This is a genomic window from Acinetobacter sp. RW6, from assembly GCF_041956835.1.
Classification (GTDB): domain Bacteria; phylum Pseudomonadota; class Gammaproteobacteria; order Pseudomonadales; family Moraxellaceae; genus Acinetobacter; species Acinetobacter calcoaceticus.
Window position 1 is genome coordinate 3,639,342 of record NZ_CP167121.1, and the last position, 23,662, is coordinate 3,663,003.

General features: G+C 39.2%; 18 protein-coding genes. 11 read left to right on the forward strand and 7 right to left on the reverse strand.

The features are described 5' to 3' along the window. Positions 1–369 precede the first annotated feature (369 nt). Complete coding sequence (locus ACB088_RS17190) at positions 370–1,020, forward strand: response regulator transcription factor (RefSeq protein WP_003654038.1); 651 nt, start codon at positions 370–372, stop codon at positions 1,018–1,020. Between the two features lie 47 nt (positions 1,021–1,067). Here the strand turns inward: ACB088_RS17190 and ACB088_RS17195 are convergent, their stop codons facing one another. Continuing rightward, on the reverse strand, positions 1,068–1,835 hold the full coding sequence (locus tag ACB088_RS17195) for a hypothetical protein (protein WP_198496644.1): 768 nt from the start codon (positions 1,833–1,835) through the stop codon (positions 1,068–1,070). A gap of 388 nt (positions 1,836–2,223) precedes the next feature. After that, on the reverse strand, positions 2,224–5,721 hold the full coding sequence (locus tag ACB088_RS17200) for a PAS domain-containing hybrid sensor histidine kinase/response regulator (protein WP_199989280.1): 3,498 nt from the start codon (positions 5,719–5,721) through the stop codon (positions 2,224–2,226). A gap of 181 nt (positions 5,722–5,902) precedes the next feature. Here ACB088_RS17200 and ACB088_RS17205 point away from each other — a divergent pair, with 181 nt between their 5' ends. From ACB088_RS17205 to ACB088_RS17220, 4 genes are all read left to right on the forward strand, one after another. Next, positions 5,903–6,235 carry a DUF485 domain-containing protein gene (locus ACB088_RS17205; protein WP_092708405.1) on the forward strand — a complete coding sequence of 111 codons (333 nt, stop codon included), beginning with the start codon at positions 5,903–5,905 and terminating at the stop codon, positions 6,233–6,235. Position 6,236: 1 nt separating this feature from the next. Further along, complete coding sequence (locus tag ACB088_RS17210) at positions 6,237–7,952, forward strand: cation acetate symporter (RefSeq protein WP_133747344.1); 1,716 nt, start codon at positions 6,237–6,239, stop codon at positions 7,950–7,952. A 171-nt stretch (positions 7,953–8,123) separates the two neighbouring features. Continuing rightward, positions 8,124–8,816 (forward strand): ion channel, encoded by a 693-nt coding sequence (locus ACB088_RS17215; RefSeq protein ID WP_209734440.1) that lies wholly within the window; start codon positions 8,124–8,126, stop codon positions 8,814–8,816. Positions 8,817–8,983: 167 nt separating this feature from the next. Beyond that, the gene (locus ACB088_RS17220) at positions 8,984–10,951 is read left to right on the forward strand and encodes a BCCT family transporter (protein WP_375037547.1); all 1,968 of its coding nucleotides are present in this window, start codon (positions 8,984–8,986) and stop codon (positions 10,949–10,951) included. Positions 10,952–11,010: 59 nt separating this feature from the next. On the opposite strand, the gene omp33-36 is transcribed toward ACB088_RS17220, so the two are convergent. Continuing rightward, entirely contained in the window at positions 11,011–11,892 is an 882-nt protein-coding gene (gene omp33-36, locus ACB088_RS17225; protein WP_045433686.1) for a porin Omp33-36, read from the reverse strand. Positions 11,893–12,900: 1,008 nt separating this feature from the next. Here omp33-36 and ACB088_RS17230 point away from each other — a divergent pair. Further along, positions 12,901–14,610, forward strand: coding sequence for a GGDEF domain-containing protein (locus ACB088_RS17230; protein WP_375037548.1), 1,710 nt, complete (start codon positions 12,901–12,903; stop codon positions 14,608–14,610). A gap of 40 nt (positions 14,611–14,650) precedes the next feature. Here ACB088_RS17230 and uvrA read toward each other — a convergent pair whose 3' ends face one another. Further along, positions 14,651–17,482 (reverse strand): excinuclease ABC subunit UvrA, encoded by a 2,832-nt coding sequence (gene uvrA, locus ACB088_RS17235; RefSeq protein ID WP_375037549.1) that lies wholly within the window; start codon positions 17,480–17,482, stop codon positions 14,651–14,653. 295 nt (positions 17,483–17,777) lie between these two features. Between uvrA and ACB088_RS17240 the strand changes: the two genes are divergently transcribed. From ACB088_RS17240 to ACB088_RS17255, 4 genes are all read left to right on the forward strand, one after another. Beyond that, entirely contained in the window at positions 17,778–18,380 is a 603-nt protein-coding gene (locus ACB088_RS17240; RefSeq protein WP_198496638.1) for a TetR/AcrR family transcriptional regulator, read from the forward strand. Between the two features lie 3 nt (positions 18,381–18,383). Continuing rightward, the gene (locus ACB088_RS17245) at positions 18,384–19,361 is read left to right on the forward strand and encodes a zinc-binding dehydrogenase (protein WP_005038076.1); all 978 of its coding nucleotides are present in this window, start codon (positions 18,384–18,386) and stop codon (positions 19,359–19,361) included. A 66-nt stretch (positions 19,362–19,427) separates the two neighbouring features. Further along, positions 19,428–19,781 carry a DUF1304 domain-containing protein gene (locus tag ACB088_RS17250; protein WP_045433671.1) on the forward strand — a complete coding sequence of 118 codons (354 nt, stop codon included), beginning with the start codon at positions 19,428–19,430 and terminating at the stop codon, positions 19,779–19,781. A gap of 52 nt (positions 19,782–19,833) precedes the next feature. Then, positions 19,834–20,175 (forward strand): GlpM family protein, encoded by a 342-nt coding sequence (locus tag ACB088_RS17255; RefSeq protein ID WP_003654014.1) that lies wholly within the window; start codon positions 19,834–19,836, stop codon positions 20,173–20,175. A gap of 42 nt (positions 20,176–20,217) precedes the next feature. On the opposite strand, the gene ACB088_RS17260 is transcribed toward ACB088_RS17255, so the two are convergent. From ACB088_RS17260 to tenA, 3 genes are all read right to left on the reverse strand, one after another. Then, positions 20,218–21,024, reverse strand: coding sequence for an SDR family NAD(P)-dependent oxidoreductase (locus tag ACB088_RS17260; protein WP_375037550.1), 807 nt, complete (start codon positions 21,022–21,024; stop codon positions 20,218–20,220). 102 nt (positions 21,025–21,126) lie between these two features. Next, complete coding sequence (locus ACB088_RS17265; protein ID WP_133747351.1) at positions 21,127–21,498, reverse strand: MerR family transcriptional regulator; 372 nt, start codon at positions 21,496–21,498, stop codon at positions 21,127–21,129. A 66-nt stretch (positions 21,499–21,564) separates the two neighbouring features. Continuing rightward, a complete protein-coding gene (gene tenA / locus ACB088_RS17270) occupies positions 21,565–22,239 on the reverse strand; it encodes a thiaminase II (RefSeq protein ID WP_133747352.1) in 675 nt (224 codons plus the stop codon). Between the two features lie 262 nt (positions 22,240–22,501). Here tenA and ACB088_RS17275 point away from each other — a divergent pair, with 262 nt between their 5' ends. Beyond that, positions 22,502–23,584, forward strand: a complete 1,083-nt coding sequence (locus ACB088_RS17275) for a DUF475 domain-containing protein (RefSeq protein ID WP_375037551.1) — start codon at positions 22,502–22,504, stop codon at positions 23,582–23,584. Positions 23,585–23,662: the final 78 nt, after the last annotated feature.

Genomic DNA, 23,662 nt, shown 5'->3' on the forward strand with positions numbered 1-23,662 from the left:
TTCCTAAGCCTAAAAAAGGTGATTGGACCTATTAATCAACAACGACGGTAAACTGTAAAATAACGAAATTGGTCAACCTTATCTGTTTTAAATATAAAAGATAAATAGTGGATTTTTATACTTTGTTTTTTTATTAAGTTATTGTTTTTATTTTATATAATTATTGGTGATATATTTTTTATAATAAAAAGGAAGCTTATATAAAAAACAGATTAATTTTGATTAAAAGTTAAAAAACATCTAAAAATTTTTGCTAAGTTCTGCATTTATCAACATTTTGCATAAAAATGGATAAGATGAACGTATCTTTCATCTAAATAGTAGGGTTACAATAGGCCATAATTATGCTCAAGATTACTTTAATCGCTTATGAACATTTTAATCGTTGATGATCATCCTTTGTTTCGTCATGCTTTAATTCAAGCAGTACGTTATAGCCTGCCACAGGCACAAATTCATGAAACAGCTTCGGTTGATGAGTTTTATGAGCGTTTGGAAAATGGGGCAGAACCTGATCTGGTATTGCTCGATTTAAATTTACCGGGTGCTTCAGGCTTTTCTGCTTTGGTTTATGTGCGAGCACAGTATCCAGCTATTCCAATTATTGTGGTTTCTGCACATGAAGAAACTTCAATCATTCAGCGTGCGATTGCACATGGCGCGATGGGTTATATTCCTAAATCTGCGCATCCAAGTCATATTGGTGAAGCGATTCGTCAGGTCTTAGAAGGTGATATCTGGTTGCCGCCTAACTTGCCATCTAACCTTAATCTTGACCCGCGAGCGGCAGATGAAACTGCATTGGCAGAACGTATTCAGTCATTAACACCACAGCAGTTCCGTGTTTTGATGATGGTTGCAGAAGGCTTATTAAATAAACAGATTGCCTACGAGCTCGATGTCTCAGAAGCAACGATTAAAGCCCATGTGACAGCCATCTTTAGAAAATTGGGTGTACAAAACCGGACACAGGCGGTACTGGCAATTAGTGCATTAAATATTGAAGATAGAAAAATCTAAAAATTAAAAAAAAAGACCTCGATTGAGGTCTTTTTTATATGTGTGAATTAAGCAAGGCAATCCTGTTTTGGGGTTAGGCTGTCGCAATACAATGGGTTGAGTGCAGATTGCAAATCATCGATCTGTTCTTGCGTCACATAACGTTTCATTTTTAAATATTCCGCGACACGGTCATCACGCAAGCTTAAGAAAGCAGCATCATAAACACCCAAATCCACAAATAGTGCAGCTGTTTCAAGACTGTTGAATCGATCTAGAAAAATATCGTTGCCATACATTAAGAAGATATGGTCGAGTTTTGCTTTTTCATCAACATGTAGACGTTCAGCAAGTTGATCTGGATGAGTCTTAATAAAGAGTAAATCAGAGAGTTCATCAAACTGAGTCATGTCTAATTGATTTTCTCCAAGTTTGACATGACCAAGCCAAGCTTTGAAAACAAGCACAGCACCACCGCGAAGCAGCATGCTCCAGATTTGATGACGCGTATCGTGATCTAGATTTTCACTTTCTGCCGTGAGGACTTGTAAGAAGTTTTCTTCTTGTTGCCCTAATTTATCAAATAAGCCCAAACCTTGTGGATGGTAAGCTGCTGGGGCAAAGACATCAAAATTCAAATCATGAAAAATATTGAGCGCAAGCGGAACGGCACACTGATAAATGGTATTTAATGCTTTGATATGTGCTTCATTGAGTTTGCTATTGGGAAAAATGCTTTGCCAATCTAATTCCGGAAGTAACGCATTGGCACTGTATTGACGATAAAATTGCTGAGATGAGAGTTGCCCTTGTGGGGATGTATCAAAAGTATTCATGGCAATTGTCCTTTGCATTAATAAGTTGGTATGGATGTTTTATAAATTAGAAATGGGTTTCGAAATTTTGAAGCATATAAAATGCACATCGATTATTTATGGAACATGAAGAATGCAAGTGATATACGACTAAAGTTTTATATGGGGTTTTATGGTTTATTTTCCTTTAAAAAATATAAGCTTATTAAATTGTAACTAGGTGTACACGTGTTCACTTACAAAAAAGGTGGGCTTTGCCATAGGAAAAGGGGCATTGGAAAGTTTGGTCAATTATTTCTTGGGTAAAAGTAGACTTTTTGAGCAGTTCTGCCTATTGGCTTAAATTCAGCCATTAATTTTTGCCAACAATTTCTCCCAAACCCATAAACGGCTTGGGAGAGACAAATCATTAGTCTGCTGTGCTGGCAATTTTAAGCCCAGATAACCAAGCTCTTAATGAAGCTGGTTTAAGCGGCTTCTTAAGTAAAACAATATTCAACTCTTTAAGCTGCTGAGGTAACTCTGGATGAGAGTCAGCGGTAATTAAAGCAACTGGAATATCGTGCTGTCGATTTTGCATAATAAAATCGACGCCGAGTTGGTTGTGATTCAAGTGTTGGTCAATGAGCCAGACTTGAATATTTTCCTTTTGAATAATCTCAAGCGCCTGTTCTGGCTCGGTGGCTTTAAAGACCTGATAGCCCCATTTACCTAGTAAACTACTCATACCTTCTAAAATAGTTTCATCGTTGTCCAGACATAAAATACGGTAGGCCTTAGTTTTTAATGGTACTGTCTGCACGGTTGGGGTAATCACTTTTGGCGCTTCTACGACTGGAACTTCAATCATAAAGCATGAGCCTTTATTGAGCTCTGAGTAGACATGAACAGGATAATTCAACAAACCTGTCATACGCTGCACAATAGCAAGCCCTAAGCCTAAACCTTGTTCACCCCAAGGTGATAAATGTCCACAACGTTCAAATTCTTGAAACAGTTTAATTCTCTGTTCTTCGGCAATTCCGGGACCTGTATCCCACACGCCAATACGAATATGACCCGACTGTTGCGCCGAGCGTAGAACACCCACAACCACTCGGCCTTTTGCTGTATAGCGCAAAGCATTACTGACAAAGTTTTGAATAATACGTCGAATCCACTGTGGATCTGTATCAATCCAAAAAGATACATCATGAACTTTGAGTGAAATATTTCGCTGAGCAGCAATCGATTTAAACTGTAGTTCAAGATCGCTGAGTAAATCATGTAACGGATAAGGCTGCCTTTTTGGCTGTATGCTGCCGCCTTCTAAACGGGCAATATCGAGTAGGGCAGAGAGCATGCTTTCTGCACCATATAGAGCACGATCAAGTTGCTGCAAAGTCTGACGGTCTTCTTCGGTTGCGATGCTCTGTTCAAGAACGGTGCTAAACAGGCGAGCGGCATGCATTGGCTGTAATAAGTCATGGCTTGCCGCAGCGATAAAGCGGCTTTTTGACATATTCGCCATATCGGCTTGTTCACGTGCAAGTTGCTGTTCGGTTAATGCATCGGCAAGCTGCTGGGTTCTGTTTTTTACACGGGCTTCGAGTATTGCCTCATTTGTACGGAAAGGAGTAATGTCGGCGAATGTTGTCACAAAGCCTCCACCTGAAATAGGATTACCGCGCATTTGAATTACCCGACCATCTTTACGGATTCGTTCAAATTCATGAGCACTTCCAACTTTCATCCAGTGCAAACGTTTGCGTACATGCTCTTCGACTGAACCAGGGCCACATTCACCGCGTTCAGCGTTATAACGAATTAAGTCTGCAATTGGACAGCCAACGTACACTAAGTCTTTAGGGTAACCAAACAGTTTTAAATATTGGTTGTTCCACGCCACCAGACACATATTTTTATCAACCACACTTACCCCTTGGGTCATGTGGTCAATCATGGTCATGAGCAGGTTTTGGTTAAAACGTTGCCATTGCGAGGCTTGGTCCAGAATATTAGCCACTTGGCCTAAAGCCAGACCATTATTAATCATTGCTGTAGTGAGCAAAGTACGTGCAGAGGCTGCCCCAATAATGCCGGCTAGATATTGCTCGGTAAACCGCCACCACATACCATTCGCAATACTATTTTCATTAAGAATTAAATGATTTTGTTCACAGAAATTTTCAAAGGCTTGTGTTGTTGGTTGCTCACCCGTAATTCTTTTGGCAAGTGCAAAGAGATCACCTACTTTTAAACGTGCTGCATCATGCGGTAAATAGGTTAAATCGGTAGAAGTGTGCGGTGATGGCAATGGTTTTGTTTCATAATAGAAGAAACTTTCAGCCTGAATTTGCTCTGCCACACTTGGGCGGTAGAGTTTAGAAATCCAGATATATAAAACAATATTTAAACCAAGCGACCAAATTACACCATGTGTAAGTGGTGCAAATGATTCAAAACCAAATAATGATTCAGGACGTAGCGCATTGATTCCAAAAGGGCCAAAAAGCAAAATACTCTGAGCCGCTTCCTGATAGGCTTCAGGCAAACTACGTAAGATCGTTGGAAATAGTAAAGTATAACTCCACATTAAAAATCCAATGATGAGTCCCGCATATACGCCCTGACGACTTCCACCACGCCAGTACAAACCCCCAATAAGAGCAGGGGCAAATTGAGCGACAGCACTAAAAGCTAATAAGCCAAATACCGAAAGTTGGTTAATATCATTAAAGAAATGGAAGAATAAAAAGCCAAGTAGCATCACTGCAACAATACTAATGCGGCGACTAAACTTAAGAACTTTAGGAAGATGTTTATCATGGCGCGAGAGCACTTTAAAACGCCAGAGCGCAGGCATAATTAAGTCATTACTCAGCATAATGGACAAGGCAACTGATGAAACCAGTAACATGCCTGTCGATGCAGAGAACCCACCTAAAAAAGCCAGTAAAGCCAGCCCTTCTTGGTTATAGCTAAGGGGTAATGACAACACGGCAACATCGGGTACAGTCAAGAACTTTGGTGCTGCATGCAACGCCCAGCTTGCGATCGGAATAATGGCTAAAATTGTTAAAATGAGATAAACCGCAAACCATTTACGCGCACCACGGATATGCTTTTCGTCACGCAGCTCGACTACTGCCACATGAAACTGACGTGGCAGGCAGATAATTGCTAAACCTGCCAATAAAGTCTGAATCCAGAATGTTTCAGGTACTCCAAACAACTGAACTTCCTGAAAGGTTTGGTTCACATCGGCTGTAACTTGGACTAGGTTCGCTGGTGTTTCAAAAATAAAAAATAAAGCGACGCAAATGAGTGCGAATAATTTTACAAAGGACTCAAATGCGACGGCGAGCATGAGGCCGCCATGTTGCTCGGTATTTGCGATTTGTCTTGTGCCAAAAATCATGGCCAAAATAGCCAGTACACTGGTTAAAAGCAAAACACTATTGGTGGTTGTATGGATATGAGCATTCTGTTCCATAATGACCGACGTACTTAAAGCAATCGCACGTAGCTGTAAGGCCAGATAGGGAATAATTGCGATTACGGCCAAAATGGTAACCAGTGATGCCAATACCCCACTTTTCCCGTAACGTGCAGCAATAAAGTCGGCAATTGATGAAATAGCATGGTGTTGGCGTACTCGGCCTAAACGTCGCCAAATGTCATAGCCGAACCAGACAAATAAGAGTGGACCTAAGTAAATCGGTAAGAAAATCACGCCTTCGCGAACAGCGGCTCCAGTTGCGCCGTAAAATGTCCATGATGAGCAGTAAACGCCTAGGGTTAAGCTGAACAAGAACATGCGGCCACGTGTACTCAGACGGCTGGCATGCTTTTCACCAAAAAAAGCACAAATAAATAAGAGTGCTATATAAAGGGTGAGTACCCCAATAATCAGCCAGCTGTTCATATGACTCACATGATTAGAACCTTGTGCCTATCATACCCCAAGCAGAAACAAAGCTATAAATTGATTAAATTTTAACGACCAAAGTCTAAGTTACGAATTACAAGGAATTTTGCTAACTTAAATCCTGAGAAACTACTATTAAAAAAGTGGCCAAGGCTGGACACAGGCAAGGAGTTTGGTTATGGATCAGAACCAAGTAGAACAGATTCTACGCAATCCAAAGTTTCAAAAGATGGTCAAGAAAAAAAGTGCATTAAGTTGGACGCTAACAATCATTATGTTAATTCTTTATGTGGGTTTTATGCTGCTTGTAGGCTACAACAAAGAATTTTTGATGAGTTCATTTAGTGGTGGTGTAACGACATGGGGAATCCCGCTAGGTTTAGGAATTATCGTTTTATCTTTCCTTCTGTGTGGCGTGTATTCTTTTATCGCAAATAGGACCCTTGACCAGTTGAGTGCAGAAGCGTTGAAGGAAGTTGAAGCCATCACGCATGAGAAAGGACTACACTAATATGAAATGGAATTCATTAAAGGCGAAAGCTTTATTGGCAGCAGCATCGCTATATTCAACAGTGGCTATGGCGAGTCCAGATCTGGGAGAAGCTGAACAACAAGCAACCAACTGGCATGCCATCATCATGTTCTTAATTTTTGTTGGTTTCACTTTGTTCATTACTAAGTGGGCTGCCAAGCAAACCCAATCAACACAAGACTTCTATACAGCCGGTGGTGGTATCAGCGGTTTCCAGAATGGTCTGGCAATTGCGGGTGACTATATGTCTGCTGCATCTTTCCTTGGTATTTCTGCACTTGTGTTTAGTTCGGGCTTTGATGGCTTACTTTACTCGCTTGGGTTCATGGTAGGTTGGCCAATCGTTTTATTCTTGGTTGCAGAACGTTTACGTAACCTTGGTAAATATAACCTTTCAGATGTGGTTTCATTCCGTCTTGAAGAAAAACCGGTACGTACTTTAGCTGCAATCAGTTCACTTGTTGTTGTGGCATTTTATTTGATTGCTCAAATGGTAGGTGCGGGTCAGCTCATCAAATTACTATTTGGTTTGAATTACAATATTGCTGTAGTCATCGTTGGTCTATTGATGATGGCTTACGTAATTTTTGGTGGCATGTTGGCAACGACATGGGTACAAATTATCAAAGCGGTAATGTTACTCAGTGGTGCAACCTTCATGGCATTCATGGTGATGAAAGCAGTCGGTTTCAGCTTCAGCAACATGTTTACCCAATCAATTGAAGTTTTCAGCAAAGTACATGATATAAGCTTGGCCGATGCTTCAAAAATTATGGGACCGGGTAAACTTGCGGCAAACCCGATTGATGCCTTGTCTCTTGGTCTGGCATTGATGTTTGGTACAGCAGGTCTTCCACACATCCTTATGCGTTTCTTTACAGTAAAAGATGCAAAAGAAGCGCGTAAATCAGTTGTGGTTGCGACAGGTTTTATTGGTTACTTCTACCTTTTAACTTTCATTATTGGTTTCGGTGCGATTCTTTTCGTATCAAACAATCCGCAATTCCTTGATGTTGCAAAAATGGCAGTAACAGGCAAACTTGAGCTTGTTGGTGGTAACAATATGGCAGCCGTGCATTTAAGTGACGCTTTAGGCGGTGACTTATTCATGGGCTTCATTTCAGCAGTAGCGTTCGCAACCATTCTTGCTGTTGTTGCTGGTTTAACACTTTCAGGCGCATCTGCAATCTCTCACGACTTATACGCTAACGTATTCAAAAAAGGTCAAACGACGCCTGCTTCAGAGCTTCGCATGTCAAAAATTGCGACACTTGGTTTGGCTATTTTTGCCATGATTTTGGGTATTTTGTTTGAAAAACAAAACGTGGCGTTCATGGTAGGCTTGGCATTCTCTGTAGCTTGCTGTGCAAACTTCCCAGTTCTTGTTCTTTCAATGTTCTGGAAAGGTTTAACGACTCGTGGCGCAGTTATTGGTGGTGTGGTTGGTCTCGTAACAGCGGTAGTATTGATTGTGCTATCTAAAGCAGTTTGGGTAGATACTTTAAAAATCTCTGATACACCAATCAATCCATTCAATGGCCCTGCATTATTCGCAATGCCGTTGTCTTTCCTTTGCTGTTGGTTGTTCTCGGTTACCGATAACTCTGCACGTGCTAAAAAAGAGCGTGCTGCTTTCGATGCTCAATATGTTCGTTCAATGACAGGTATTGGGGCATCTGGTGCATCGGATCACTAAGATCAATATTGTTAGCTAATTCTTAAAAAAGCCCTACGGGGCTTTTTTTTATACTTATTTAATTTTCAATTTAGGGCTTAGATATTAATAAAGAACAACTTGTTTGCCCTGTTTTGTGTACAGTATGATTTGCTAGACCCCAAAAAGCACAATGAAACAAGGAAAATAATAATGCGATCTATCATCGAGTTCTGGGCGGGCTTTCGATTGCTACCTTCTGCATGGTTGCTGCTTGTGCAATTTGTCTTACTCATTTTGGCCATGCTGACTTTTCATGATGTATTTTATCGCACCCTTACATGGGCTTTAGGCGTGCTGGCCTTACTCATTATTGCCAAGGTTATTCGTCAAACCCCAATGTTTACTTTTCTCGGGTTAACATTTGTGAGTGGGGCGATTATATCCTCTGTATTTATTTTACTGGGTTATAGCAATTTATACGTTCAGGTTTTTGCACATGGCTGTGAAGCGCTAGCCTACTTTTCAGCAGCTTATGGCTTATTTCGTTATATGTTTGCCGATCAGTATTTAACAAGAGATGAGTTGTTTGCAGCAGCAGCAGTCTTTACGCTTATTGCATGGGGTTTTGCATTTTTATATAACATTTGTCAGCTTATTTTTCCGTCTAGCTTTCAAAATCCAAATAACGTTCACCATTTACAGACTTGGTTAGATTTATTATTTCTCAGCTTTAGCTTGCAATCGGCTACAGGTTTATCTGATTTAATGCCTCTGAGCCCACCAGCGCGCGTTTTAGCCATGCTTCAAATGTTCTGTGGAGTCATGTATTTAACTTTAATCGTAACTCGATTAATTGCTTTACAATATATTACCCACCTCCCTAAAAAAAATTCAGATAAATAATGTAGAAGGTGTTTTAATTTATTTACACCTTTGTAACTGCAATATTCTTTAAGTTTATTTAGAGTGTTATCGGCTTTCTCTATTGAAAGCCTTAGCTTTGTTCATTCTATGAATATCTTATTGGCATTTAAGCCTGTCACTCGTCATTAAAATAACATGGAGGATTTATGCCTTCCAAACAGTCCAGTTGGTTCGCAAACGTTAATCCTAACGTATTTTTTGGTACGGTCATTATTATTGCTTTGTTTTTAGCAGTAGTGGTGATTGCTCCGAGTTCTTTTGAGCTTCTAACGCAACAATTAAAACAATGGATCACTGATTCATTTAGCTGGTTTTATGTTTTATCTGTTGCTTTCTTTCTCATCTTGTTGATTTATATCGCCTGTTCATCAATTGGACGTATTAAATTAGGGCCTGATCATAGCCAGCCTGATTATAATAATGGGTCCTGGTTCGCCATGCTGTTTACAGCAGGGATGGGGATTGGTTTGATGTTCTTCGGTGTTGCTGAACCCGTCATGCATTACGTTAACCCCCCAAGTGGTGAGGCACAAACCATTGATGCAGCACAGCAAGCACTAAGAGTAACCTTTTTCCACTGGGGGTTACATGCGTGGGCGATTTACGCTGTAGTCGGACTGGCTTTAGCTTATTTTGCCTATAGACATAATTTACCTTTGAAGACCCGTTCCGCACTTTATCCTCTGATTGGAAAAAAGATTTATGGCCCATTGGGCGATAGCATTGATATTTTTGCAACGATTGGAACTGTATTTGGTGTCGCGACATCTCTTGGCTTTGGGGTAACCCAGATCAATTCAGGTTTACATTATTTATTTGGTCTAGAGCAAAGTACTCATGTTCAAGTTCTACTCATTATTTTCGTAAGTATCTTGGCTTCTTTATCCGTATTCTTAGGTCTGGATAAAGGTGTAAAACGTTTATCAGAAATAAACTTAGTTTTAGCTGTAATTCTCTTAGTATTTATTTTTATTGCTGGCCCAAGCATTTATTTACTCCAAACCACTATTCAAAATACTGGGCAATACCTCTCTAACCTTTTTACCATGACATTCAATTTATATGCCTATCAGCCAAATGGATGGATTGGGGGCTGGACGATCTTGTATTGGGCATGGTGGATTTCGTGGTCACCATTTGTGGGAATGTTTATTGCCCGCGTGTCACGTGGTCGTACCATTCGAGAATTTATTGTTGGGGTTTTGCTTATCCCAACAGGCTTTACCATTATCTGGATGGGCTTTTTAGGAAATGCTGCGTTATTTAGCATTATCCATGAGCATCAAACCACCTTAATTCAGGCGGTTCAACAAGATTCATCAGTCGCATTATTTGAATTTCTAAATCATTTACCTTTCTCTGGGGTAATGAATGTCTTGGCAACTGTTTTAGTGGTTTTATTTTTTGTGACCTCGGCCGACTCAGGTGCATTAGTCACCGACTATTTAACTGCAAAAACAGAAAACTCACCGACTTGGCAACGTCTGTTCTGGACAGTGCTTATGGCTGTACTCGCCATTATTTTATTATTGGTGGGTGGGTTGGCTGCACTTCAGTCCTCAATCATTATGAGTGCATTACCATTTACTGTCGTCATGCTGTTAATGAGTTGGGGATTAATCAAAGCGTTGCATCTTGATGTCACTAAAATGACTGCTATTCAAGAAGCACGAATCACACCGCGTGCTATTCATAATCCACGAAGCTGGCAACAGCGTCTAGGATTAATCATGCACTATCCTCATAGTGAAGACGAAGTAAAGCAATATATTGAAAATCAGGTGAGCCGCGCTTTTGAAAATATTAAGCATGAGTTGAAACGCCGTCATTTAGAAGTTTCAATTAGTCAGCTTGAAGATGGTATGCAGCTTAGGGTAGATCATCACAATGAAATTAATTTTATTTATAAAGTTGTTTCACGTGAAACATTACCACCAAGTTTTCTTATGGGGCGTATAGAAGCAGAAGATGGGCAATATTTTCAGGCTGAAGTCTTTTTACGAGAAGGTGGCCAGAACTATGATGTAATGGATTGGACGCAAGAAGATTTAATTCAAGACATTATTGATCAATACGAACGTCATCTGTATTTCTTAAATATTGTACGAAGCTAATATTTAGGTATAAAAAAGGACTCAATAGAGTCCTTTTTTAATTCGATTTCTAAATTAAATTAGAAACGGAATTTAGCATTTAAGCCATAAGTCTGAGTATCACGTGGGTTGCCATCTGTCGCATTTGCTTTAACGAAGTTAGCACCAACTGCTACTGCAGGAGTGATGAAGTATTCAGTGTGAGCACCCCAAACATGATCATAACCAGAATTAAATGCAGACACATCAGCAAAAGATGCACCAACACTTAACTTAGGAGTCACGTAAAGGTCAGTTTTCATACCATAAGCATTGTCTTCAGCAAATAAACCGAATGCTTCAAAACCAATAGCCATATTAGTACCATCGATGTTGCCAACGTATTTAGTACGAGCAGTTACAGCATCTTGTTTTTCATCAATAGCAACTGATTCACCAACTGCTTTAGCGATTCCGTATTTATTTACACCGAAAGCATCTAAAGAAATTTGATCTGCAACACTTGTATAACCAACAGCAACTAAGAAGTTAGGTAACAACATTGCACCAGCTTCTAATGCATAACGGTCACCGTTGTCATCACTTACGCCATCTTTAAAGTCATTGATAGTGTGGTTGTAAGATGCACTAGCATAAACTGGTAGGTAAGGAGTTGGAAGGTATGCTTCACCTTTAACACCGTAAGTATGAGATTCAACGTTTACAGTGTCTTTCTCATCATATTTAATATAGTTATAAGCAACAGAAACGTTAGATGCTTGGTTTAAGAAAGCTGCTTCAGCTAAAGGACCTTTAGAAGCATCAACATTTTTTAAGTAATAAGTACCTTGAGCAGTACCAGTGAAGTTTTTATCATTTGCAGTTGTGTCAACATATTCAGATTGACCTTGAACTTCAAATTGATAAGCATGAGCACCGGTCATGGCTAATAATACAGCAGTGGCTAAACCAAGTTTTTTCATAATCATTTCCAGCAATAACAAGAGATAAAGCTGGGGCCATTGTATTGTAACAATTTATGAAGTCAATAATGAAAAAAAGGAATGTTAAAGATATTTGACACTTATGTTAAAATTGGTGAAAAAATATTCAAATGAAAAGTAAATTGTCAACCTGATAAAAAAATGAACATTTACAAGAAGCTAATAATTATATTTCATAGGGAATTTAGAACTAAATGTTTAAAAGTTATTATAATTTTGATTGGAAAAACAGATTGTATTAATCGGTTTTAACATTAATAAAAGTATAATATTGTTTACAATGCGAATAAAAAATCATCGTTTTCTTATCGAATTTGTAATATTTTGAGGAATAGTTGACAATATTTAGATTAGTTTAACTAAAAAATTTAACTATTTTTAATTATTATATAAGTGAATAAAATAAAAGAAATCTCTATTTTAAGTTGAAAAATCGATTAAATTTTGAATTCTGATTAATTTAATCGACTTTACAAAAGTAGAGATAAGTCACATAATTCAATTGCAAAGTTCACTACCTAACGTTTTTAGGATTTAAAGTGCTTTCCCAGATACGATGTGTGTAACACATCAGATTTTACGAGCTCAGCTTTCCCCAAGGTTGAGCTTTTTTTTATCTATAAGAAAATCTTAAAATTATAAGAAAAGTTATATGAAATTTATTGGAAAATAATAGATCAAAAAGAACCCAGCTTAAAGCTGGGCAGTGGATGCTGGGAGAAGTGCATCCAAGAGGATAACTAAATATGTTTTACTATCATTGCTAAAAATTTTTAATCTGTAAAATAGAGTTTTTTTATAAAAATCATTCAATTTTTCGATCCCGTTTATTATTTAAGCTTACTAAAATGTAGGAACCGTATAATTATTAAAAGAGAAATGAAGGGTTTATTGATGAAATTCTAGTTATTAAAATGCTAGGATGGATTTAAGCCTAATTTATATCGTAGTAAAAATGGCAGGACATTTACGGAGTATCAGCTAGAAATGTCAGGGTTACGTTCAGAGCACATTAGTAATCGACTGTTCTTTTTTATGCTGATTATTATTTTGTCCTTATTATTCATGGCGATTCCCCTCATTGTGGGAAGCTATCAGGATTATATAAAAACTAGACAAGCCTTAGCCGAAATAAAAAGTTTAAGAGCTGTAGCCGATATTGCCTATAAAATTTCTAAGGAGCGTGCTCCAGCCAATAAAATGATGTCGAGCAGTCCTGATGATTTATTAAAGAATCAGCAAGAATTAAAAAAATTTCGTTTAATTGTCGATGCGCAAATTGATACAAGTATTCTTATCTTAAAACAAGCAGGTTATGTTTCATTAGCAAATGAGTTGCAAACCAACTTCAAAGAAAATCTTAGACAAGCTCGGCATGTGGTCGACTATTATGGTGAAATTCCATATGGAGCGAGAACTTCCGTCCAAATGGATAATGCCATTTTAGGGATGTTTGGAGCATGGGATAATTGTAGGGAAATACTGCAAAAACTGATGTTGCAGCTAAAAAGTAAAGATAGCCGTATTTCTAATTACTTTACGCTGATTATAGTTCTCACCGATATGCGAGATCAGGCCGGACGTATGGCATCTAATATTATTGCTCCTGTGAGCTTTAATGAAGAAATTCCAAGTAATAATCGTGCGCGTTCTCTACAAACTCAGCATCAGTCTAGATATTTATGGATTTTGGTTGATACCTTGCAGCCTGAACAGGCAAAGACCCTAGAATACCGTCGGTTATATTCCCGAGTGAAATCAGAATTTATAGACAAGGGTATTCCGATTGTAGAAAAGTTATTGGAAGAAAGCCAAAAAGGGGAGCCATATTATTTAAATGGCACTCAATTGACAGAAGCAATCGTGGGTAAATTTACCACCGTGGTTGATTTACAAAGTTATATTCTTGATGAAAGTGTTGTAATTGCCACTCAAGAGAATGTAGTTGCTCGAAATGATTTTCTCTTAACGTTATTAATTTCTTTAATTTCTCTAGCCACCGCGTTACTTACGCTTAATTATGCGCAAAGAAGGGTGTTTTCTCCTTTAATAAAAGCGAGGACTTTAATTTTAGATTTATCGCATAGTTCTGATCATTGCACAGATGAGATGAATGTAACTACAAAAGGTGAATTTTTTTCTCTATTTGAGGCGATTGATCGATTACAGCGTATGTTGCAACAACGTGATGCTTTTGAATTTCAATTAAAGAATATAGCCAATACAGACCCATTAACTGGTGTGTCCAACCGTTTAGCTTTATCTGAATATTTAAAAATTGTTGAAAGTTACCCTCAAAAATTTACGCAGACTTGTTTAATGATTATAGATATTGATCGTTTTAAACAGGTGAATGACCAATATGGGCATATTGTAGGTGATCATGTCATTGTTAATATTGCTGAGCAATTAAAGCAAAATATTCGAAGTTCAGATTTAATTGTTCGTTATGGCGGAGATGAGTTTTTAATATTGTTAGAGCAGGTACAATTTGTAGATGCCCGTCTTTTAGCAGAAAAAATTCGGATTGCCATTTCTTTACAAGAAATTGATTTGTCAGGTTCAGATGAAAAATTGCATGTGTCTGTCAGTATTGGTTTTGCGATAGGAGCGGCGAGTTGGATAGAGCTCTTAGAGAAAGCTGACCGTTCGCTATTAAGAGCTAAAGCCCGAGGACGAAATGCAGTAGAGGGGTAAAAAAAGCCGGAAATGATTTCCGGCTTTTTCATTCAATAAATTACTTCAACATCGGTTTTAAGAAACGGCCCGTATGTGAAACCTCAACCTCAGCCACTTGTTCAGGTGTGCCTTCGGCAATGATCATACCACCGCCTGAACCACCTTCAGGGCCCAAGTCGACAACCCAGTCCGCTGTTTTAATCACATCAAGGTTATGTTCAATCACCACAATGGTATTACCCTTGTTGCGTAGCTCGTACAAAATGTCGAGTAGCTTGGCAATATCATGGAAATGTAAGCCTGTCGTCGGCTCATCCAAGATATATAAGGTTTTACCCGTATCACGTTTTGCTAACTCTCGAGCTAATTTAACGCGTTGCGCTTCACCGCCTGAAAGTGTCGTTGCAGCTTGACCTAAACGAATATATCCCAGACCTACTTGCATTAAAGTATCTAAACGACGATGAATCACAGGAATTGCATTAAAAAACTCAGCTGCATCTTCAACGGTCATTTCTAATACGTCTGAAATGTTCTTGCCTTTATAACCAACTTCTAAAGTTTCACGGTTATAACGCTTGCCATGACAAGCATCACAAGGCACATACATATCAGGTAAGAAATGCATCGCGACCTTGATCATGCCATCGCCTTCACAAGCTTCACAACGTCCACCTTTCACGTTAAACGAGAAACGACCTGCGCTATAACCACGCGCTTTGGCTTCAGGCGTTTGCGCAAATAACTCACGAATAGGCGTAAATAAACCTGTATACGTGGCAGGATTGGAACGTGGGGTACGACCAATTGGACTTTGGTCAATATCAACCACTTTATCTAAATGCTGTAAACCATCAATCGAATCAAACTTTTCTGCAGTCAGCGTAGTTGCACCATTGAGTTGAGTGGCAGCTAAAGGTAATAAAGTACGATTAATTAACGTTGACTTTCCAGAACCTGAAACGCCCGTCACACAGGTCATGATGCCAAGTGGAATGGTGAGATCGACATTCTGTAGGTTATGACCACTTGCACCAGAGAGTTTGATGAATTCATCTGGGCGTGGTGATTGGGTACGCTGTGTAGGTATCGCAATTTTTAGGCTGCCTGAAAGATATTGACCTGTAAGAGAGTCTTTATTGCTTGCAATCTCGTCATAGCTACCTTCCCCGATAATGACACCACCATGAATCCCTGCACCAGGTCCGATATCAATAATATGATCCGCAGCACGAATCGCATCTTCGTCATGTTCAACCACAAGTACGGTATTGCCGAGATCGCGTAAGCGAATTAAGGTTTGTAGTAGGCGGTCATTATCACGTTGATGCAGACCGATCGATGGTTCATCGAGTACATACATCACGCCCATCAAACCTGCACCAATTTGCGAAGCGAGACGAATACGCTGAGCTTCACCGCCTGACAAGGTTTCTGCCGAACGAGCGAGACTTAAATAGTTCAGACCAACACTCACCAAAAAGTGGAGACGTTCACGAATCTCTTTAAAGATTTTATCTGCAATTTCGCCTTTAGCGCCTTCAAGATTGAGATCTTGATAATAGTTTTCAGCATCACCAATCGACATCTTAGTGATTTGTGCAATCGTCTTATCTTTGACCCGAACGTTGCGTGAAATTTCATTTAGACGTGAACCATCGCAGGCATCGCAAGCCGCATTCGATAAATATTGAGCTAAATCGTCTCGTACATAGTTACTTTCAGTTTCACGGTAACGGCGTTCAAGGTGTGGCAAAATTCCTTCAAAAGGTTGTACGCGTGTGTGTTTTCGGCCACGTTCGTCGATATAGCTTAAATCTACTTTTTCTTTACCTGTACCTTGTAAAAATTTCTTTTGAGTATCTTTATCTAACTGGTTCCAAGGCGTATCAAGTTGGAAACCAAAATGGTCGGCAACTTTTTGCAGCATTGAATAATAATAAGGACGTTGACGATCCCAACCACGAATGGCACCTTCACTAATCGCAAGCTCAGGATTTGGAATGAGCTTTTCAGAGCTAAAATGACTGCGTGTACCTAAACCATCACAAACAGGGCAGGCACCAAATGGGTTGTTAAATGAAAATAAACGAGGCTCAAGTTCTGCCACAGCACGATCACATTTAGGACATGAGTGTTTTGCAGAAAAAACGCGGTCTGGGTGTTCGCCATTCATCCATGACAAAACCGCAATATCACCACCTAAACGTAAAGCAGTTTCAAATGATTCGGCAATACGGTTACCTAAATCTTCACGTACTTTAAAACGGTCAACAACAACTTCGATGGTGTGCTTTTTCTTTTTATCGAGTTCAGGTGGCGTATCAATGTCAATGATTTCACCATCAACACGTGCTCGTACAAAACCTTGGCCTTGTAGCTGTTCGAACAAGTTGCTGTATTCACCTTTACGTTCACGAACTACAGGGGCAAGCAACATCAGTGCTGTGCCTTCTTCAAGTGTTTTTACTGCATCGACCATTTCAGAAACAGTTTGCGCAACCATCGGCAAGTCGTGTTCAGGGCAGTACGGTGTGCCGACACGCGCATAGAGCAAGCGTAAATAGTCATAAATTTCGGTAATGGTACCCACGGTTGAACGTGGGTTATGACTGGTAGATTTTTGCTCAATCGCAATGGCTGGAGATAAACCTTCAATCGAGTCTACTTCAGGTTTTTCCATTTGCGATAAAAACTGACGGGCATAGGCCGAAAGTGATTCGACATAGCGGCGTTGTCCTTCGGCATAGAGGGTATCGAAGGCAAGAGAAGATTTTCCTGAACCTGATAACCCCGTAATTACCACAAATTTATCGCGTGGAATATCGAGAGACACATTTTTTAAATTATGGGTACGTGCGCCTCGAATACGGATATGACTTTGGCTCATAAAACATCTCAATTATGTATTAATGAAAATTTAGGTGTTGATTGATCAGTCTTGTGTTGTGCGACTGGTTATAAACAACAGACCCTATATATGATAACGATTTAAAATTGTTCAAGTGGTACAAAATGATTTAAAGCGACAAATTGTGACGGTTAAACGACAATCGACATAATTTTTTTAATTAAGCAGGTTGTATTTTTAACATTCCTCTCTTTTGATTTCTACTCTTAGCAAATTTTAATGAGCAACATAATTTTACTAGACGACTGGTCTAATAGTGGAGTATTGTGTATGCATGAAACGATTAAATAAAAGTGAAACCACGCGACAACACATTTTGGATACCAGTTTTGAGCTGGTATTACACAAAGGGTTTGTCGGCGTTGGTTTACAAGAAATCTTAAAGGCTTGTGACGTACCTAAAGGTTCGTTCTATCACTACTTTGCTTCGAAAGAGGCGTTTGGCTGTGCGTTGCTAGAGCAATATATGGCTGACTATAAAGTTCGTATGGAACAGCTTTGGCAGCACAGTGAGCAAAGTGCCCACGCCCGTTTAATGGCGTTATGGCAGGCATGGATTGATGACCCAGTAAATGGTAGCTGGGCTGAAAACTGCCTGATTGTGAAACTGGCAGCCGAGGTTTCCGATTTATCGGAAGATATGCGCCAAATTCTCAATGACGGTGTGTACAAATTAACGCAACGTTTGGCTTTGCTACTCAAAGAAGGCCAACAAGAAGGATCAATTCCAAAACACATTGACCCTTTAAAAACTGCGCAAGTCATGTATCAGTTATGGTTAGGTGCCGCTTTACTCACAAAATTGTCGCAAGATAAAGCACATCTACATCTAGCTTTAGAAACCACCCAACAACTCTTAAAACCGATAGAGGAATAAAGCATGCGAAGTATTATCCATGGTAATTTTGGCGAACCTGTAGACGTTTTAGAGCAGGCGGATATGCCAAAGCCAGAACCAAAAGCAGGCGAAGTTCGAATTAAAACAATCATGTCTCCGATCCATAACCATGATGTATGGACGGTACGTGGAAGTTATGGCTACAAGCCTACTTTACCCGCTATTGGTGGTAGTGAAGCTGTTGGCATTGTAGATGCGCTGGGTGAAGGCGTTACTCATGTACAGGTTGGGCAACGTATTGCAGTTGCAGCTGTGCATGGTAGTTGGGCTGAATACTTTATTGCACCAGCTCAAGGGCTTATTCCACTCAATAATGAAATTGATGACGAAACAGCAGCACAGCTGATTGGTATGCCAATTAGTGCCCTCATGCTGTTGGACTTTGTAAATGTTCAACCGGGTCAATGGTTAATTCAAAACACGGCGAATGGTGCAGTAGGTAAAACGGTTGCGATGATTGCGCAGGCACGTGGTTTACCCGTAATTAATTTAGTTCGTCGTACTGATGCAATTGCAGAGATGCAAGCATTAGGCATTCAACATGTTGTAGCAACCGATCAGCCAAACTGGAAAGAGCAAGTTAAACAGCTTCATGGTGACCAACCTTTAATTGCTGGTGTGGACTCGATTGGCGGAAGTGCAAGTGGTGAAATGCTGAACTTGCTTAGTGAAAATAGCCTATTGGTTTCGTTTGGCAGTATGACAGGTGAAACCATGCAAATTTCATCTGGTGATCTCATCTTTAAACAAGCAACTGTAAAAGGTTTCTGGGCGAGTGTGGTCAACAAAGAAATGCCAGCAGAACGTAAAAAAGAGCTTATTGTCGAGTTATTAACGCTAGCAACTCAGAAAAAATTAATCCTTCCTGTAGAAGGCGTATTTAGTTTCGATGAGATTAAAACTGCTGCCCAAAAAGCAACACAAGGTGCTCGCCAAGGCAAAGTATTGTTAAAGCCGTAAAACACTAAAAGATCAGTCGAGAGACTGATCTTTTTTTAATATCTTTAAAATAAAAAGGAAAATTGTATGATCGGACAAGTTTTAGTGGGTTTAATTGCCATATTACATGTCTATATTTTAGTGTTAGAGATGTTTTTGTGGGACAAGCCCTATGGCATGAAAGCCTTTGGAAATAATGCAGAAAAAGCAAAACTCACCAAAGTGATGGCACAAAACCAAGGTCTTTATAATGGCTTTTTGGCTGCGGGTTTATTCTGGTCTTTATTGGCAGATGCACCGTTTGCGACATCCATTGCTAATTTCTTTTTAGGTTGCGTGCTCATTGCGGGTATTTATGGCGGACTGACAGCCAGTAAAAAGATTATTTATATTCAGGCAGTTCCAGCACTGATTGCTTTGGTCGCTGTTAATTTTCTCTGAAAAGCGCACAATACAGCGTTTTGATATGGAAATGACCAGATAGGATAAGCGCATGTGGGCGTTATTTTTAAAATGTATGTTGGGGGCTGGGGTTGTTCTCATCATTTCGGTTTTATCGAAAAGTAAGGCATTTTATATTGCGGGTTTAGTCCCGCTTTTTCCTACATTCGCTTTGATTGCTCATGTGATTGTTTATCAGCAAAAAGGAGCTGAGGCTTTACAGAAAACAGCTCTGTTTGGCCTATGGTCACTTATTCCTTACGCCATTTATTTAGTGGCGGTCTATGTACTTGCAACGCGTCTGTCGATGTGGTCGTGTCTAGGTTTGGCAACATTGTGTTGGGTAGTTGCCGCGGCAGGTTTAATTTATGGCTGGCAACTATTTCAGCATTAAAAGATTAAGAGATAGCCCTTAATCTTTTAAATTGAACTAGCTTTATGACGGATCGATAACGCGGGTTCTGAGCATCCCTTCAACTAAATTGATCATCTTTTTGCGAGAAAGAATTCGAGGCAGCTGAGACGTTAAATAGTTGCTACAACCTACAACAAGAGTTGGTTTATTTTTATCTAATGCTGCAACTGTTGCAGATACAACATCGTCTACTGTAGAGCTTTTCATACCGCTGGTATCGGCATTTGCGACCTGAGTAAAATTGGTTTCCGTATTGCCCGGACAAACCGCTAGAAATTTAACACCTGAAGATGAATATTCTCCTGCCAACGCCTCAGTAAATTGTAATACGTAAGATTTACTTGCCCCATAGACAGCAATATAGGGGAGAGGTTGGAATGCTCCTGTCGATGAAATATTAATCATGATGCCTTTTTTGTTAGCAAGCATGTGAGGCAAGAATAAATAACATAAAGACGTTACGCTGCTGATATTCAGCGTGATCATTTCTTGATAGGTAGATACAGATTGATCTAGAAATTTAGTCCATTTTCCAAATCCTGCATTGTTAATTAAAATCTCTACCGATAATTTTCTAGCTTGCACTTCATCAAATAAGGTTTGAGCTGAATTTGGTTGAGCTAAATCTAAAACGATAACTTCAACATTTACGTTATATTTTTTTCTAAGTTCATCAGCTAAATCATTCAGCTTTTGTTCGGAGCGTGCGGTCAAAATTAAGTGAATCCCTAAAGATGCAAGTTTTTGAGCATAGGCTTTGCCTATTCCTGAAGATGCTCCTGTAATTAATGCTGTTGAATTTTTAAATGTAGAAAGATGAGCGCTCATTTTATTTATCCGTAATAAACGAAGTCATTACGATAAACCTTTACCCTAAGGTCAGAGTCAAGCACTAATTTTGAAAGCTATTTCAAATTTTAATGATCTGTTTTAAGCCGAAATCTTATGGGTAATATAAGTATCAATAATCTCATTCTCAAGTTGCTTTAAATCTTGTTGTAAACGGGTTAACGCTGCTTTTTGCTCAATAATTTGTTGATTCTTTTTCTGAATGAGCTGTTGTGCAACTTCTACAGGAAATCGATTATTCTTATATTTTAAAGCTGACAAGTCATACAGTTCTGAAAGGCTAAATCCGACCGCTTGCGCGAGGCGAATCATTTTAACTGATTGAACATCAATCGCTTCATAAATACGATAATTTCCCTTTCTTTTTGCAACGGGTAGCAAGCCTAATTTCTCATAATGCCGAATGGCTTTAGGAGTAGCTCCAGTTAAAGATGCTAATTCGCCTATATACATATCTGTCTCGCATTTTATTGAAAATCGATCAGAATATTGAACCATCTGACCGATTCTTTTGAAGTTTTAAATATGATCTAAACCTAGCCATTGTCTTTGGTGGTAGGCGCTATCCCAAAATAACCACTCAAGTTTTGCACCCATGGTGTACGCGGCATGCATTTTCTCTAACGTATCGGCATCGCAACGTGCGGCAACTTTATCAACCGTAGCAATGACGTTACGTACCGCCGTATGAAACTCTTCGCCAGCATAGGTATCAACCCACGCTTGATATGGGTTGTTTGGAATTGATTTGTTTACAATGTCTTTACCGACTTCGGCATAAATCCAGAAGCACGGTAAAAGTGCTGCCAGCACAACAGGATAACTTTCAGACCAAGCAGTTGCGGTTAAAAATGAAGTGTAATGGTGGCCGGCCAAAGTTAATGGCGTATTTTTAAATTCTTCTTTGGTCACACCAAAATTTTTCATGAAGTCATCATGCAAACTGCGTTCAACTACAATCGCAATTTTGGCTGCATCTGAAAATTGCATAATATCGTCAGCTTCAAAAGCCTTTGCTGCTGCAACGGCTAAAACGCGGCCATAAGCAACGAGATATTGAGCATCTTGAATAACATAATGGCAAAAAGCTTCTTTGTCTAAAGTTCCACTGGCAAGTTCCTGATTAAAAGGCAGGTCGAGAATTTTTTGATATAAATTTAGATTACGTTGCCAGAGTTCTTGAGAAAAAAGCATAAAATCATTCCATTTAAAATAAGACAGCTGAACAGGATTTTAAATCAATTTTAAAATACAAAAATAATAATGATAGATATATCTTAGAAAAATATTTAATACGATTAATAAGTTAATTAAATATTATAAATTTCTTTATTAAACAGAGAGATAAAGTAAAGGGAATAACGGCACAAAACAACATCGTTTTGTGGTTAATTATCGATATAATAGCCACGGTTTTAAGAAAGATTAAATTTAGTTCTTGGTATAGGTCTGATCCATGAAGCATTTCCGATTTTCGATATTTTTTACGGTGGTGTGTTTAGCGCTATCCGCTTATTGGGGTTTTACCCATGGACCTGAAGCAGGCGTGTCTACCATGTTTAAAGCTTTAACGATTACAGCCATTTTAGCTGTAATGGAGGTCTCTTTATCTTTTGACAATGCTGTCGTGAATGCATCGGTTCTACGTAATTGGGATCCTTTCTGGAAAATGCTGTTTTTGACGGTTGGTATTTTAATCGCCGTTTTTGGTATGCGTTTAATTTTCCCAGTGGCGATTGTTGCCGTGACTGCGGATATGGGAATGATTGAAGTGGCTAAATTGGCACTCAACGATCCAAAAACGTATTCTGAACGTTTAATGGCCCACCACGCCGAGATTTCAGCTTTTGGTGGAACATTCCTATTATTGGTTTTCTTAAACTTCTTCTTTGATGAGGAAAAAGAAACGCATTGGTTCAGATGGCTTGAAGCTAAACTTTCTAGCTTAGCTAGCGTACCGGCAATGTCTGTTTTTATTGCTCTCATTGCCATGTTAATTATGGCAGCAAATGTTGATGAATCGCAGCGCCTTGTTGTGACTATGGCTGGTATTTGGGGCATCGTGGTTTATATTGGTGTAGAAGTATTAAGCCATATGTTAGGCGGTGAACCTGAAATTGATGAAGATGGCAATGCCGTTATGAAAGATGGATCAGGTGCTGCTTCTGGTGTAGTTAAAGCAGGTATCGGTGGCTTCTTATATCTAGAAGTGTTAGACGCATCTTTTAGTTTTGACGGTGTGATTGGTGCATTTGCAATTACCAGCGATGTTGTCGTGATTATGCTTGGTCTTGCTATTGGTGCTATTTTTGTCCGTTCAATGACAGTTTATCTTGTTGAAAAAGGCACGCTAGATGCTTATGTGTTCTTAGAACATGGCGCACATTATGCAATTGGTGCTTTAGCATTCATTATGATTGCAAGTGGTACAGGCGTACACGTACCGGAAGTGGTAACAGGTTTAATTGGTGTAGCATTTATTGTTTGGGCTGTATTTGCTTCAATTCAATATAGTAAACGCCATCCACACTCGTCTTAAGCTAATTTTCAGTAAAGATGTTTAGAATAAAGAGGCTAAATGCCTCTTTATTTTTTTAAGCTGAAATCGTTAATTTAA